The sequence below is a fragment of the Gemmatimonadales bacterium genome, assembly GCA_036279355.1.
Classification (GTDB): Bacteria; Gemmatimonadota; Gemmatimonadetes; order Gemmatimonadales; family GWC2-71-9; genus DASQPE01.
Map to the genome: position 1 here is coordinate 158059 of DASUJH010000060.1, position 13943 is coordinate 172001.

Here is a 13943-nt window from a genome sequence, read left to right on the forward strand (position 1 = left end):
CAGGGCGTGAGCGAAGGGCTCGTGCTTCTGGCCGGCGCGGCGCTGCTGGCCGGTGCCTGGTTCGCTCTGGGCCCGCTCATCCGCGGGCTCACCCAGCGTGCCGCCGCCAAACGCGAGGCCGAGCCGGTGCCGGCGTCGTGGTGGCCGCTCATCGCGCGCGAGGTGCCCGCCGTCGCCGGGCTGGATAGGGATCAGCGCACGCGCTTGCTTCGCGCCATGCGCGACCTCCTCACGACCTGCCATTGGGAGGGCTGCGGCGGGCTCGTGCTCACCGAGGAGATGCAGCTCGTCATTGCCGCGCAGGCCTGCCTGATCACGCTCGAGCGTCCGGGCGAGCTCTACCCGGCGCTCCACACCATCCTGGTCTATCCGAGCACCTTCGTGCCCCGCCGCGCGGTCGATCTCCGCAAGTGGCACGTGACGCGGGAACACGATCCCGGCCAGCCCACGCTGGGCGAGGCCTGGAGCGACGGCATCGTGGTGCTCGCGTGGGACGATGCGGGTGCCGGCGCCGCCAATCCGGCCGACGGACGGAACGTGGTCTACCACGAATTCGCCCACCAGCTCGACTTTGTGCACCATCTCACCGATCCCGATGCCGACGCCATCGACCCGCTTCGCCAGGCGATCCGCGCGAGCTACGACCGTCTCTGCGAAGCCGTTGCCGCCGGGAGCCCCACGGTGCTGGACCGCTACGCGGTGACCGACGAGGCGGAGTTTTTCGCAGTGGCAACGGAGGTGTATTTCGAGAGGAAGCAGGCGCTGCAGGCCGTAGAGCCGAGGTTGGTGAAAGAGCTGGAACGGTTTTACGAGGGAAAGTAGGCGGGAGGGGCGGTAGCGAGACGGTGCCACCCCTACCGCCTTCTCTGCCGCCTGCACACTTTCCCTCTTTCCTTTACCTTAGCCCCCATGCCCGAGCGAATCCCCATAGGTTCCGACCACGCCGGCTTCCGGCTCAAGGGCCAACTCGTCGAGGAGCTCGCGCGGCTCGGGTTCGAGCCGGTTGACCTCGGCACGCATAGCGAGGTTTCGGCTGACTACCCCGATATTGCCCACCGGCTCGCCGGTGGGGTGGAGCAGGGGGATTCGGCGCGCGGCGTGCTCCTCTGCGGCACCGGGCTCGGCATGTCGTACACGGCCAACCGGCACCGCGGCGTGCGGGCGGCGGTGGCATGGACGCCGGAGGTCGCACGGCTGGCGCGCGAGCATAACGACGCCAATGTGCTCATACTTCCGGCGCGCTTCGTCTCGGACGCAGAGGGCATCGAAATCTTGAGGGCGTGGCTCGCGACGCCGTTCAGCGGCGGCCGGCACGCCCGCCGGGTGGCTAAAATCGACCAGGAGACCGCATGACGCTCGACCACAACGCTTCGCTGCGCGAGGCCGATCCGACCGTGGCCCGGCTCATCGACCGCGAGCTGCGCCGGCAGCAGCAGGGGCTGGAGCTCATCGCGAGCGAGAACTTTGCCAGCCGCGCCGTGATCGACGCGATGGGCACGCCGCTCACCAACAAGTACGCCGAGGGATATCCGGGCCGGCGGTACTACGGCGGGTGCGAGGTGGTGGACGAGATCGAGCAGCTTGCCATCGACCGGCTCAAGCAGCTGTTCAACGCCGAGCACGCCAACGTGCAGCCGCACTCCGGCGCGCAGGCCAACTTTGCGGCGTTCATGGCGCTGGTAAAGCCGGGCGAGACGATCATGGGCATGTCGCTCCCGCACGGCGGCCATCTCTCGCACGGCGCCGCCGTGAACCACAGCGGCACCATCTGGCGCGCGGTGCATTACGGCGTGAATCCCTCCACCGGCCGCATCGATTACGACCAGGTCCGGGCACAGGCACAGCGCGAGCGGCCCCGGCTCATCATCGCGGGCGGCAGCGCCTACGCGCGCGTCATCGATTTTGCCGCCTTCCGCGACATCGCGGACGAGGTGGGGGCCTACTTCCTGGTTGACATGGCGCATTTCGCCGGACTCGTCGCGGGCGGTTACCATCCGTCACCCGTGCCCCACGCGCACGTCGTGACCAGCACCACGCACAAGACGCTTCGCGGTCCGCGCTCGGGCCTCATCCTTTGCACCGCCGACCTTGCCAAGGCCATCGACAAGTCGGTGTTCCCCGGCACCCAGGGCGGCCCGCTCGAGCACGTGATCGCCGCCAAGGCCGTCGCCTTCGGCGAAGCGATGGATGATGAGTTCAAGGCGTACGCCCGGCACATCGTCGAGAACGCGCGGCGGCTCGCGGCCGCACTGCTGGAGCGGGGATATGCCATCGTCTCGGGCGGCACGGACACGCATCTCATGCTGGTGGATCTGAGACCCAAGGAGCTCACCGGCAAGCGCGCCGAGGCGCTGCTCGGCCAGGCGGGAATCACGGTCAACAAGAACACCATCCCGGACGATCCGCAGTCGCCGTTCGTCACGAGCGGAATCCGGATCGGAACGCCGGCCGTGACGACGCGCGGGATGGGCACCTCCGAGATGGTGCGCATCGCCGAGCTGATCGACCGCGCGCTCAGCTACCAGGATGATCCGCATCTCGCACAGGTGAAGAACGAAGTGCGAAAGCTCACCACACTGTTCCCCTTGTATCAGCCGGGTGCCATCGGCAACGCGGAAGATGGGCCGCGCCCGCCTGGCCGTCCGGCACGGAGACCGATTCTCGCGTGAACGAGCTGCAGTTTACCGATGAGATCATGGCCCGGATCCGGGCCCGGGGCGGGACCTATCACGAACGCGCGTACCTGTTCGTGCTGGCCACGATCGAGTTCGTCCAATCCCGCCTCGAGGCGCGGCGCCACGTCACCGGGCAGGAGCTGGCCTGGGCGTGCCGGGACCTGGCGCAGGAGCAGTTCGGGCTGCTGGCGCCGCACGTGCTCGAGCACTGGGGCATCCGGCGTACCGACGACCTCGGCCGCATCGTCTTCACGCTGGTCGACATCGGATTGCTGGTGACCCAACCGGGCGACCGCGAATCCGACTTCGCGTCGGTGTATGATTTCGATGAGGCGTTTGGGGGCGATTATGCCTGGCAGGGGGTGCGCGGCGGCTGATCGCCCCGCCGCGTGGGGAGTGGGAGGGGAAGACGATGGATGGCAAGGAATGGCCCCGCTGCATGAAGTGCACGCAGGGCATACTGGTACCGCTGTCTGATTATGGGCGCGAAGGCGCGCCGATCACCTACAAGGCGTGGGTCTGCACCAATCCCGAGTGCGGGTTCAATATCCGGATCGATAACGGCGAGATTTCGATCGGGCGCACGATCGGACAGAGCCACAAGTAACCCGCGCCGTCGCGCGCACCGGCCAGGCGTCTGGCCTTACGGCCGCCCCATGCTTCCCATTCTTTCACCAGCGGAGTCGGTCGAGTGGGACCGCCAGGCAGCGGCGGCCGGGATCGCGCTCGCCACGCTGATGGACGCGGCGGGTCGCGCCACCGCCGCGGTCATCGCCGATCGCCAGGGTCCGGCCATGTCGCAAGGCGTACTGGTGGCCGCAGGCCCGGGCAACAACGGCGGGGACGGCTGGGTGCTTGCGCGCGCGCTCCATCGCGTCGGCGTGGCGGTCTGGGTGGCCGCGAGCTCCGGTGAAAGGTCGCCGCTCCGCCGCGCCGCGGCCGAGCTCGCGCGGAGCGACGGGGTACGCGAGGTGACGCCCGACGGGCCGTGGCCCGCGGTCGGGCTCGCGGTGGACGCGCTCCTCGGCACGGGCGCCTCCGGGGCTCCGCGGCCCGGCATTGCGGCGTTGCTCGAGCGCTTGCATGACCTCTCCGCACCGATCGTGGCCATCGACGGCCCGACCGGCGTCGATCTTTCCACCGGCACCGTCCACGGCGCCGCCCGCGCCGACGTCACCATCACCTTCGGCGGCCTTCGCCGCGGCCATTTGCTCGCGCGGGATGAGTGCGGCGACCTCGTGGTCATCGACATCGGCCACCCGGCCGCGCCCCCGCTCCCGTCGCTCGTGACGGACGCAGACGCGGCTGCATGGCTGCCGCGGCTCCATGCGTCCGATCACAAGGGCGTCCGCGGCCGCGTCGTCGTGGTGGGCGGCCAGCCGGGGATGAACGGCGCCGTCCGCATCGCCGCCCGCGCCGCGTTTGCGGCCGGCGCGGGGCTGGTCCATGCCGTGGCGCCGGCGGAGACCGTCGCCGCACTGGTGCAGGGCGAACCGGATCTCCAGACCCTGGCGCACGAGCTCGAGACGCCGCTCTCGAAAGAGCTCCGGCAGTTGCTCGAGCGCGCCGACGGCGTGGTGATCGGTCCCGGGCTCGGCCGCGCTGCCGGCAGGCGCGCGTTCGTCGCGGCGGTGCTCGAGTGTGCGGCCGCCGCGGTGCTCGACGCCGATGGGCTCGTCGCCTATCAGGGCGCCGTGGACGAGTTGAGCCGTGCGCGCGGCGACCCGAGCCGCCCGCTCGTGCTGACGCCGCATCCGGGCGAGTTTCGCGCCCTCTTTCCCGGGCTCGCCGCGGAGCGCGAGATCGATCCCTGGGGCGCGGCGCGCGCCGCGGCGGCCCAGCTCGGCTGCACCATCCTGCTCAAGGGCGTGCCCACGGTGGTCGCGCGGCCCGACGCGCCGCTCCTCACCGTCGCCGCAGGCAATCCGGGGCTCGCCACCGGCGGCAGCGGCGACCTGTTGTCGGGCCTCGTGGCCGCCGCGCTTGCGCGCGGCGTGTCAGCCGAGATCGCCGCGGCGCTCGGCGCCCAGATTCTGGGCCGCGCGGCCGATCTCGCGGCGCGGCGCGTGACCGCGCGCGGCATGCGCCCGACCGACGTCATCGCGGCGCTCCCCGACCTCTGGCGGGAGTGGGAGGTGCTGCGCGTAGCGCCGCCCGCGGCGCGGCCGCCGGTGCTGCTGTCGCTCGCGGCGCCCGAAACCGTGTGAATAGCCGGAGCGCGCGGTGAGCGGGCGCCATGATGCCGGGACACAGATGACGCTGAGCGGCCTCGGCGCGGGTGCGGAGTTCGATCGCATTCGGGCAATCGCCGCGGCGCTCGCGAGCGGCGCCGGCGCGCTGGACGACGACTGCGCGCTCGTTCCCGTGTGCGAGGGGCAGCCCGAACGTGACGCCGTCACCCTCGCCCTCAGCACCGACGCAAGCATCGAGGGCGTGCATTTCCGGCGCGAATGGCTCGCGTTCGAGGAAATCGGCTGGCGCGCCGCCGCGGCGGCCCTTTCCGACCTGGCGGCGGAAGGCGCCGAGCCGATCGGCCTTCTGGCGGCGGTGGCCGCGCCGCTCGTGAGCGGCGCGGCCGCCGCCGATGGTAGCGGCGCGGACCTCGTGGCGATCATGCGCGGCGTGGGCGCCGCCGCCGCGTCGGTGGGCGCCCGCGTGCTCGGCGGGGATCTCTCGACGGGGCCGGTCTGGAGCATCACCGCGACCGTCGTCGGTCGCGCGGTGCGGCCCGTGACCCGCGCAGGTGCAGAGTCCGGCGACGGCATCTGGGTCACCGGCGCTCTGGGCGGCGCACGCGCCGCGGTTCTGGCGTGGCGCCGTGGCGAGGAGCCCGCGCCCGCCGCCCGCCGGGCCTTTGCGCACCCCGAGCCGCGCATCGCCGCGGGGCGCTGGCTCGCCGGGCATGGCGCCCGCGCCATGCTCGACCTGAGCGACGGCCTCGCCGGCGATGCGGAGCACCTTGCCGCAGCGTCGCGCGTGGCGCTCGAGTTCGAGCTGGAGCGCATCCCGGTCGCCGAAGGCGTGGAGCCGGCTGTGGCGGACGCGGCGGCAGCCTCCGCGTTTGCGGCGGAAGGCGGCGAGGACTATGAGCTGCTTGCCGCTCTCCCGCCCGCGTTCGGGTCCGCGGGCGCCGCCGCGTTCACCGCCGCCACGGGACTCCGGCTCACCCGCATCGGCCTCGCGCGCCAAGGTGCCGGCGTGCGGTTCCTGGCGCGCGGCGCCGCCGTCACCCTCCGCGGGTTCGATCATTTCCGCTGATCCCTCCGATGTACGCCGTCCGGTGCTTTGTCGCACTCATTTCGCTCACTGCGTGGCACGGCACGCGAGCCATCGTGGCCGGCCTCCTCGGCGGCCGCGCTGAGCCGGGTGCGATGCTCGATCGGGAGCCGCGCGCGTGGGGCCGGCAGCTGCTCCGCACATCGGGGCTCCATGTCGAGACGGTAGGCCTCGATCGCCTGAACGCGGGGCAGCCCTACGTTTACGCATCGAACCACGCGTCGTTCGTGGACATCTGGGTGCTGCTCGCGCTGCTGCCGGGGTTGGTCCGCTTCATTACCAAGCGGGAGCTCTTGCGCATTCCCATCTTCGGCGACGCGATTCGCGCCACCGGTCAGATCGCGCTCGACCGGCACGACCCGGCGTCCGGCGTTCACGCGTACGACTCCGCCGTGCGCGAGGCGTGCGCGGGTCGGTCGGTCGTCGTGTTCGTCGAGGGAACGCGGAGCGCCGACGGGCGGCTGCACCGATTCAAGAAGGGCGCGTTCGTGCTCGCCATCGCCGCCGGCGTGCCCCTCGTGCCGGTGTACCTCGCGGGCACGCACGACGTCATGCCGCGCGGAACCCTTCGGCTTCGCCGCGGGCCGATCAGGCTCACGGTGGGCGAGCCGATCCCGACAGCGGGCCTCGACGCGGCGGATGCGCGGCGCCTGCAGCATGAGGTTCGCGCATGGTTCGTCGCGCAGGAAGCCGGCGTTGACGCAGTCGGAGGCGCCGCATAGGTTCCGCGCCCATGTCTACCATCATCGAGGTCCACGCCCGCGAAATCCTCGACAGCCGGGGAAATCCCACCGTCGAGGCGGACGTCGTGCTCTCGAGCGGCGCGCAGGGACGTGCCGCGGTGCCGAGCGGCGCGAGCACCGGCGAGCACGAGGCGGTCGAGCTGCGCGACGGCGACCCCAAGCGGTACGGCGGCAAGGGCGTCACCGAAGCGGTGCGAAACGTGAACGAAGTGATCGGGCCGCGGCTCGAGGGCATGAGCGTCACCGACCAGATCGCGGTGGACGCCGAGATGCTCGAGCTCGACGGCACGCCGAACAAGAGCAAGCTCGGCGCGAATTCCATCCTGAGCGTCTCGCTCGCCGTGGCCCGCGCGGCGGCGCAGGACGTCGGGTTGCCGCTGTATCGGTATCTGGGCGGCCCGATGGCGCGCGTGCTTCCGGTGCCGATGATGAACATCCTCAACGGCGGCGCCCACGCGTCGAACAACGTGGACGTGCAGGAGTTCATGGTGGTACCGATCGGGGCGGAGGCATTTCCCGAGGCGCTCCGCATGGGGGTCGAGGTCTTCCACGCGCTCAAGAAGGTGCTGGCCAAGAAGGGGCTCTCGACCGCGGTCGGTGACGAGGGCGGTTTCGCGCCGATGCTTCCGTCCAACGAGGCGGCGCTCGACGCGGTGATGCAGGCGATCGAGGCGGCAGGTTACCAGCCGGGCCGCGACCTGGCTATTGCGCTCGACCCCGCCGCGTCCGAGTTCTACGACGACGGCACCTATGTGTTCAAGAAAAGCGACGGGGGGCGCCGCACCGCGGCGCAGATGATCGACCTCTACGCGCAGTGGGTCGATCGCTACCCCATCGTGTCGATCGAGGACGGTCTCGCGGAAAACGATTGGGAGGGATGGGAGCAGCTCACCGAGCGCCTGCACGACCGGGTGCAGCTCGTGGGCGACGACATTTTCGTGACCAACGTCGATCGACTGGGGCGGGGCATCGAGGAGGGCGTGGCCAACGCAATCCTGGTGAAGCTGAACCAGATCGGCACGCTGACCGAAACGCTCCAGTGCATCGAGCTGGCGAAGGGGAGCGCCTATGGCGTTGTCATCTCCCACCGTTCCGGCGAGACCGAGGACACGTTCATCGCCGATCTCGCGGTGGCGAGCGGCGCGGGGCAGATCAAGACGGGGAGCGCCAGCCGCACCGACCGCATTGCGAAGTACAATCAGTTGCTCCGCATCGCCGAGGAGCTCGGCGAGCTGGCGCATTACCCCGGCCGAGACCTCTATCCGCTGTGACGCCTCTGCGCTGGGCGGCGCTCGCGGCGCTGGGCGGCGCGCTGCTCTTCGCACTTCAGGGGGGGGAATTCAGTACGTGGGACCTGGTCCGGCTCCGGCGCCAGGAGCGGGCCGAGCGCGCGCAGGTGGCGGCGCTCCAGCAGGCGGTAGACTCGCTGGGGAAGGCGGCGAGCGCGATCGAGCACGACCCGCGGGTTCAGGAGCGGGTGGCGCGCGAGTCGTTCGGCATGATCCGGAAGGGGGAGTTTCTCTACAAGCTGGTGCCGGCGGAGGCGGGGGACTCGGCGTCGCGGTAGGCGGCGTGCGTGGGTGTAAGTTTCGTGGCCGCGCGCAGACAGTGCGCCTTGTGCGTGCGCGCGATGTGGCGTGGTGCCTGGCAGGGTAGCTCAGGTGGTTAGAGCACGGCACTCATAATGCCGGGGTCGTGGGTTCGAGTCCCACCCCTGCTATCGTCCTCACACGCTCCTGGGCTCTCGGGTCCGGGGGCTTTCTCATGCGTGGTCTCAGGCCGACTATCTCGCACTCCCCGCCGCCGGCACGCACCGAGCCCACCGAAACAGCCGAGCCCGGAAGCCAGCAGCCAGATCGTGGCGGGCTCCGAAGTTAAGGTGGAGGGGAGATTCCTTAAGGCCGCCTCGAGCCACGCTCCCGCCGGCGTGCCCGGAGCCTGGTAGGCAAATGCGGTGGTGAGATCAGTGGTGAGATCAGTGGTGGTGTACACCTCGCCCGTCGCCCGATGGTGATCCGTGAAGAGGGTGGCGAAGTTCTTCCTTCCGTTGTCGCACCCGACCCGCAACACCGTTGCGGACGTTTCGTGCGCTGGATCACATATCCGTCCGCGATCAGCGCACCAGAACATGGCGTCACCCGGCACGCCACGTGCACCGCGCACGCGCGCGGTCCAATCGGTGGGCCGCCTCGACCCGGAGCGTGCACAGCAATGGCGGAGTTTGTATCGATCGGTGGAATTGCAGGCGCCAGCGCGGAGATCGCACGCCGACGGTTTCTCCACTCCTCTGAAATCTTCAGCGGCGCCCGCCGCTCCCCGCGATGTCCAATCCCCGACAACGAGCGAGCGCGGTCGGCGCGCTCGCCCTCCTGCTGTCCACCGCCTTTGCGCTCGCCATCCACGCATGCGGCGGGTCCCCGATACCGACTGACCCCGGAACGTCCCCACCCGCGAACGATCACCCGTCCGCGGGCGAGCCCTCGTCGGCCACGCCGCCGGTCGACGCCTCGAAGCTCAAGCTGAGCTATCTCTGCGACACGAAGTTCCGCGCGACCAACGCGAACGCGGTCGCCGTCCCCCTCAGCTACACGGTCGAAGGCAGCAGCGAGAGCGGCAAGCTGACGCTCGCCGCCCGCATCAACGACTCCACGCCGAGCGACACCGTGTTCGCCACCAAGGCGACCGGCACGGTGCGTCTCACGTGGCGCGATTCGACGGTGGCGACGGCGGCCAACGGCCGGAGGTCGTGCGAATCCGCGCCGCCGCCCCCGCCAGCGCCCCCGCCCACCGGGCCCGAGACCACGACGGGATCCTGGTCGGCGCCGTTCGCCTGGCCCATCGTCGCGGTGCACCTCATCCTGCTGCCGACCGGGAAGGTGCTGAGCTTCGGCGGTGAAGGCGACCCACAGCTCTGGGATCCGACCACCGGGGCCTTCACGCCCAAACCGAGCCCGTCGCTCGTCTTCTGCGCCGGCCACACGCTGCTGGCGGACGGCCGGGTGCTGGTCGCCGGCGGGCACATCTCGAGCGGCCGCGGTCTCCCCAACACGAACATCTTCGATCCGTATACCGAGCAATGGGTGGTCGAGCCTCCCATGCACCACGGGCGCTGGTACCCCACGTTGACCACACTCGCCAACGGCAACGTGCTCGCCGTGTCCGGCGAGGACCAGAACGGCATTCTGGTGCCCACGGCCGAGCTCTGGACTGGAAGCGGCTGGACCGAATTGCCGGGCACGCACCGTCTGATTCCCGACTACCCCCGCCTGTTTCTCGCGCCGAACGGCGACGTCTTCTACGTCGGTCAGCAGCCTACGTCGGGCTACTACTCGGCCAGTGGCTCGGGGAGTTGGACGCCGACGACCAGCACGCGCTTCGGCGCCCCGCGGGACTACGGCTCGGCAGTGATGTACGAGCCCGGCAAGATCCTCCTCGTGGGCGGTGGCCGGCCGCCGACGGCGAGCGCCGAAGTCATCGACCTGAACGACCAGGCGGCAACTTGGAGATCGGTAGCGTCGATGGCCCACCCACGGCGTCACCTCAACGCGACCGTGCTTCCCGACGGCACCGTGCTCGTCACCGGTGGCCTGAGCCGCGGCGACACTTCCGCCGCCGGCTTCAACGACCTCTCGAGCGCGGTGTTCGCCGCCGAGCTCTGGGATCCGCACACGGAGCAGTGGACCACGCTCGCCAGCAGCAGCGTGCCGCGCGGGTATCACGCGACGACGCTGCTGCTGCCCGACGGCCGCATACTCCACACCGGCTCAGGTGACACGGACAACGCGCCGCGGCAACTCAATGCAGAGATCTTTGCGCCGCCGTATCTCTTCAAGGGCGCGCGCCCCACGATCGCGTCGGCCCCGCGCGATGTGAGCTACGGCCAGAGCTTCACGATCGGGACGCCGGACGCGTCCGGCATCGCGCGGGTCACGCTGATCCGGCTCTCCGCGGTGACCCATGCCTTCAACATGAACCAGCGCTTCCTCGAGCTGGCCATCACGGGGCGCAATGCCGGCTCGGTCACGGTGACCGCGCCCGATCGCGCCACGACGGCGCCGCCGGGCCACTACATGCTCTTCGTGCTCGATCAACAAGGGGTGCCGTCGGTCGCGCGGATCGTGCACGTTCAGTAGCGGTGGTCGGGATTCCGCGAAGGGGGCGAGCCGTGCAGGACATGCATCTCGAGGAGTGGCTCGCTCAGGAGCTGACGGCGCTCTCCAACGAGCGCACGCTCCTCGCGTACCTGCGGACCGCGGCCGCGCTCGCCGCGATGGGGTTGGGCCTGATCAGGTTCTTCGAGGCACAGTGGCTTGCCGCCACCGGCGGAGTGCTGGTGCTGCTCGGCTTGGCGTGCGGCGCCTGGGGTATTCGCCGCTTCGTGTACGTGCGCCGCATCATCGCGGCCGCCTCGCGTCGCTGAGCCCCCGCCGCGGCGTCAGCGCGGAGCGGGGGCGCGCTGCCGGCCGCCTCAGTTGGCCTGCGATGCGCTCGCCACGGCTGCCGCCGGTGAAGGCGCAACGCCGCATCGGTTGCCCTCGCGAAACGCCGGATCGTTGTGGTCGCCCACGTCGCGGAGGTAGTGCAGCAACTCGTGTTTCACGACGGCGGGATCGTCCACGTACGGCGCCCCCAAAATGATCGCCTCCCGCCGAGCGGTCCAGAATCCGGCGAGCACCTCGCCCGTGCGGGGGTCGGTGAATCGCGCCGCCGGGCGGGCCCGGTACCAGTGGATGGCGCTGAACGGCCGTGCCTGCGCGCTGTCGCCCAGGCAGGTCGCAAGCTGGGCGTACCACTCGGCATAGACCGCCGGCGGCGTGATCGGCGCGATGGCGTCGCCGAAGGTCTGCGGCCCGATCCGCGACGCGCAGGCCACCGCCGGGAGCAGCACGAGCGCCGCCATGAGCATGCGGGCCACGATGGGGAGCGCCGCGCGCGCGAGAGCGGCGCCGGCGCCCTGGCGGGGAAACCCTGAGGGCAATGAATTGAACCCGAGTCAAGCGTGGACGGGGGAGTCGGAAACTCGCAGAGCGGGACGGCCCAGGTCAATGGGGTGTGCGGAGCAGTGTCCCACCCGTGACGATGGCCACCGCCGCCCCGCGCGCCGGCGGACTATATTGCCGGGCATGATGCCTGTAGTGCGGTGTAACACATGATCTGGCGGGACGCGTGGCTCACCCGGTCGGGCTCGAGCGGCCGCGGCCTCATCGCGAGCGTGCTGGTGGTGGACGACGAGGCCGTCGTCCGCCGGGTGACGTACCGCTACCTCAACGACGCCGGCTATCGCGTGCTCGAGGCCGAGGACGCGGAAGAGGCGATGTACGTCATGGAGCGCGGACGCCCGGACCTCATCGTGCTCGACGTAGTGATGCCGGAGGTGAACGGTGTCGCGCTCGCCTCCCACATCCACGCGCGCTGGCCGGCGCAGCGCATCCTGTTCATGTCGGCGCACAACGATCAGGTGCTGCTCGAGAGCGGCATGGAGCTCGGTCGCGACGCGGTGCTCGATAAGCCGTTCACCCGCGACGAGCTCCTCACGGCCGTCGAAAGCATATTGGCCGCGCAGCGCGCAAAGGCATCGGAGAAGTCCGAAGGAGAGTGACCGGTCCGCGCCGGCCCGCGCGTCACTATACTTCCGGCGTGACCCCGCCCCGAGCCAAGCGAACATGACGACCGCCCGACGGACCCACGGATTCCGCGAGTCGGTGATCCGCGGGATGACCCGGCTCGCCCGCGAGTATCAGTCGATCAACCTCGCGCAGGGCTTTCCGAACTTCGCCTGCCCGGACCTGCTCAAGACGGCGGCCGTGGAGGCGATCCACGCGGACGTGAACCAGTACGCCATCACCTGGGGTGCGGAGCGCCTGCGGCGTGCGCTCGCGCGGAAGTATCGCGATTGGTACGGGCTCGACGCAGATCCGGAGCGCGAGATCACGGTAACCTGCGGCGCCACCGAGGCCATGATGGCGGCGATGCTCGCCCTGGTGGATCCCGGTGACGAGGTGATCGTCTTCGAGCCCTTCTACGAGAACTACGGGCCCGACACCATCCTCTCCGACGCGCGCCCGGTCTTCGTGCCGCTCGAGCCGGGGAGGCCGCTGGATCTCGACCGGTTGGCGGCCGCCTGCTCGCCGCGCACCCGCGCGATCATCGTCAATACGCCGTCCAATCCGTCGGGGCGGGTCCTCACCCGCGGCGAGCTCGAGGCGATCCGCGACCTCTGTGTGCGGCACGACTGCCTCGCGATCACCGACGAGATCTACGAGCACATGGTGTATCACGGCGAGCACCTGCCGATCGCGACGCTCCCGGGCATGCCCGAGCGCACCGTGACCATCAGCGGCGCATCCAAGACCTTCGGCGTGACCGGCTGGCGGATCGGCTGGATCGTGGCGCCCGAGGCGCTCACCGACGCGATCCGCAAGGTGCACGACTTTCTCACCGTCGGCGCGCCGGCCCCGCTGCAGGAGGCAGTGGCCGTGGCGCTCGACCGCCTCGACCAGCGCTTCTATACCGAATTGGCCGCCGCGTATCGCGCCCGGCGCGATCTCTTGCATGGCGCTCTTGCCGACGCGGGCTTTCGCTGCACGCCGCCCGAGGGCGCCTACTACATCCTCGCCGATTTCTCCGATCTAAGCGATCTCTCCGACACCGAATTCGCCGTCTGGCTCTCGCGCGAGGCGGGCGTGACACCGGTCCCGGGGTCGAGCTTTTTCCATGACCCGGACGCCGGCCGGGCGCTCGTGCGCTTCGTCTTCTGCAAGACGGACGACATTCTCCTCGAGGCCGCCCGCCGCTTGCGGACCATTCGCTCGGGCCGCGCCGCGCCGCGCGCCGTCGAAGCAGCGGTCCGGAGTGGTCTCCAGTCGTAAGTCGCTGCGCATCCGGCCCCGGAGCTTCAGCGCCATGGGCTACGAGAACACCCGCTCGCACGTCCGGATCCACTATCCGCCGGCCCGCCGCCCGGTTCTCAATCTCGACGGGCAGGATCACGCCGTGCTGGATCTCTCGGCCGAGGGGCTGCTCTTCGTGTTGGCGCCGGGTGCAGCGCGCCCCACGCTGGGCGCGCGGCTGGAGGGCACACTCCGGCCGCGCGCCTCCGCCACGCTCGTGGTGCGGGCGCGTGTCGTCTGGGTGGATGGCGACCGCGTCGGCCTCCACCTCTGGCCCGATTCGATCCCCTATCCGGTGCTGCTCGCCGAGGAGCGTAGCCTGGCGCCGGCGGATCCGGGCTGAGCGGCGCCGCTGGACC

Annotated in this window: 16 protein-coding genes and 1 tRNA gene; 16 read left to right on the top strand and 1 reads right to left on the bottom strand. The window is 70.5% G+C overall.

Features of this window, described 5'->3' with window-relative positions:
* The first annotated feature begins 6 nt into the window (after positions 1–6).
* From VFW66_15180 to VFW66_15240, 13 genes are all read left to right on the top strand, one after another.
* Positions 7–822, top strand: a complete 816-nt coding sequence (locus tag VFW66_15180; protein HEX5388043.1) for a M90 family metallopeptidase — start codon at positions 7–9, stop codon at positions 820–822.
* Between the two features lie 87 nt (positions 823–909).
* A complete protein-coding gene (rpiB, locus tag VFW66_15185; protein HEX5388044.1) occupies positions 910–1353 on the top strand; it encodes a ribose 5-phosphate isomerase B in 444 nt (147 codons plus the stop codon).
* Positions 1350–2669 carry a serine hydroxymethyltransferase gene (gene glyA, locus VFW66_15190; GenBank protein ID HEX5388045.1) on the top strand — a complete coding sequence of 440 codons (1320 nt, stop codon included), beginning with the start codon at positions 1350–1352 and terminating at the stop codon, positions 2667–2669. Before rpiB ends, glyA begins: the two co-directional genes overlap by 4 nt.
* On the top strand, positions 2666–3052 hold the full coding sequence (locus VFW66_15195; protein ID HEX5388046.1) for a Minf_1886 family protein: 387 nt from the start codon (positions 2666–2668) through the stop codon (positions 3050–3052). The genes glyA and VFW66_15195 overlap by 4 nt, the downstream gene beginning before the upstream one ends.
* A gap of 62 nt (positions 3053–3114) precedes the next feature.
* On the top strand, positions 3115–3282 hold the full coding sequence (locus VFW66_15200; protein ID HEX5388047.1) for a hypothetical protein: 168 nt from the start codon (positions 3115–3117) through the stop codon (positions 3280–3282).
* 49 nt (positions 3283–3331) lie between these two features.
* Positions 3332–4882, top strand: a complete 1551-nt coding sequence (locus VFW66_15205; GenBank protein HEX5388048.1) for an NAD(P)H-hydrate dehydratase — start codon at positions 3332–3334, stop codon at positions 4880–4882.
* 16 nt (positions 4883–4898) lie between these two features.
* Positions 4899–5933, top strand: a complete 1035-nt coding sequence (gene thiL, locus VFW66_15210) for a thiamine-phosphate kinase (GenBank protein HEX5388049.1) — start codon at positions 4899–4901, stop codon at positions 5931–5933.
* An 8-nt stretch (positions 5934–5941) separates the two neighbouring features.
* On the top strand, positions 5942–6673 hold the full coding sequence (locus tag VFW66_15215) for a lysophospholipid acyltransferase family protein (protein ID HEX5388050.1): 732 nt from the start codon (positions 5942–5944) through the stop codon (positions 6671–6673).
* Positions 6674–6684: 11 nt separating this feature from the next.
* Positions 6685–7965 carry a phosphopyruvate hydratase gene (eno, locus tag VFW66_15220; protein ID HEX5388051.1) on the top strand — a complete coding sequence of 427 codons (1281 nt, stop codon included), beginning with the start codon at positions 6685–6687 and terminating at the stop codon, positions 7963–7965.
* The gene (locus VFW66_15225; GenBank protein ID HEX5388052.1) at positions 7962–8261 is read left to right on the top strand and encodes a septum formation initiator family protein; all 300 of its coding nucleotides are present in this window, start codon (positions 7962–7964) and stop codon (positions 8259–8261) included. The genes eno and VFW66_15225 overlap by 4 nt, the downstream gene beginning before the upstream one ends.
* A gap of 79 nt (positions 8262–8340) precedes the next feature.
* Positions 8341–8414 (top strand) — tRNA-Met (locus tag VFW66_15230).
* A 601-nt stretch (positions 8415–9015) separates the two neighbouring features.
* On the top strand, positions 9016–10827 hold the full coding sequence (locus VFW66_15235) for a galactose oxidase-like domain-containing protein (GenBank protein ID HEX5388053.1): 1812 nt from the start codon (positions 9016–9018) through the stop codon (positions 10825–10827).
* A 41-nt stretch (positions 10828–10868) separates the two neighbouring features.
* Positions 10869–11114, top strand: a complete 246-nt coding sequence (locus VFW66_15240) for a DUF202 domain-containing protein (protein HEX5388054.1) — start codon at positions 10869–10871, stop codon at positions 11112–11114.
* A gap of 48 nt (positions 11115–11162) precedes the next feature.
* Here VFW66_15240 and VFW66_15245 read toward each other — a convergent pair whose 3' ends face one another.
* On the bottom strand, positions 11163–11672 hold the full coding sequence (locus tag VFW66_15245; GenBank protein HEX5388055.1) for a hypothetical protein: 510 nt from the start codon (positions 11670–11672) through the stop codon (positions 11163–11165).
* 171 nt (positions 11673–11843) lie between these two features.
* Between VFW66_15245 and VFW66_15250 the strand changes: the two genes are divergently transcribed.
* The 3 genes from VFW66_15250 (at position 11844) to VFW66_15260 (ending at position 13927) form a co-directional block, all read left to right on the top strand.
* Positions 11844–12293 (top strand): response regulator, encoded by a 450-nt coding sequence (locus tag VFW66_15250; protein HEX5388056.1) that lies wholly within the window; start codon positions 11844–11846, stop codon positions 12291–12293.
* 64 nt (positions 12294–12357) lie between these two features.
* Positions 12358–13563, top strand: coding sequence for an aminotransferase class I/II-fold pyridoxal phosphate-dependent enzyme (locus VFW66_15255; protein HEX5388057.1), 1206 nt, complete (start codon positions 12358–12360; stop codon positions 13561–13563).
* Positions 13547–13927: a PilZ domain-containing protein gene (locus VFW66_15260; protein ID HEX5388058.1), complete on the top strand. Its 381-nt coding sequence runs from the start codon at positions 13547–13549 to the stop codon at positions 13925–13927. The genes VFW66_15255 and VFW66_15260 overlap by 17 nt, the downstream gene beginning before the upstream one ends.
* Positions 13928–13943: the final 16 nt, after the last annotated feature.

Bases quoted from the DNA above. Each gene is read 5' to 3' on its own strand.
- VFW66_15235 (HEX5388053.1), top strand. From the start codon at position 9,016: ATGTCCAATCCCCGACAACGAGCGAGCGCGGTCGGCGCGCTCGCCCTC.
- glyA (HEX5388045.1), top strand. From the start codon at position 1,350: ATGACGCTCGACCACAACGCTTCGCTGCGCGAGGCCGATCCGACCGTG.
- VFW66_15215 (HEX5388050.1), top strand. From the start codon at position 5,942: ATGTACGCCGTCCGGTGCTTTGTCGCACTCATTTCGCTCACTGCGTGG.
- VFW66_15255 (HEX5388057.1), top strand. From the start codon at position 12,358: ATGACGACCGCCCGACGGACCCACGGATTCCGCGAGTCGGTGATCCGC.
- VFW66_15205 (HEX5388048.1), top strand. From the start codon at position 3,332: ATGCTTCCCATTCTTTCACCAGCGGAGTCGGTCGAGTGGGACCGCCAG.
- rpiB (HEX5388044.1), top strand. From the start codon at position 910: ATGCCCGAGCGAATCCCCATAGGTTCCGACCACGCCGGCTTCCGGCTC.
- VFW66_15200 (HEX5388047.1), top strand. From the start codon at position 3,115: ATGAAGTGCACGCAGGGCATACTGGTACCGCTGTCTGATTATGGGCGC.
- VFW66_15250 (HEX5388056.1), top strand. From the start codon at position 11,844: ATGATCTGGCGGGACGCGTGGCTCACCCGGTCGGGCTCGAGCGGCCGC.
- eno (HEX5388051.1), top strand. From the start codon at position 6,685: ATGTCTACCATCATCGAGGTCCACGCCCGCGAAATCCTCGACAGCCGG.
- VFW66_15240 (HEX5388054.1), top strand. From the start codon at position 10,869: ATGCATCTCGAGGAGTGGCTCGCTCAGGAGCTGACGGCGCTCTCCAAC.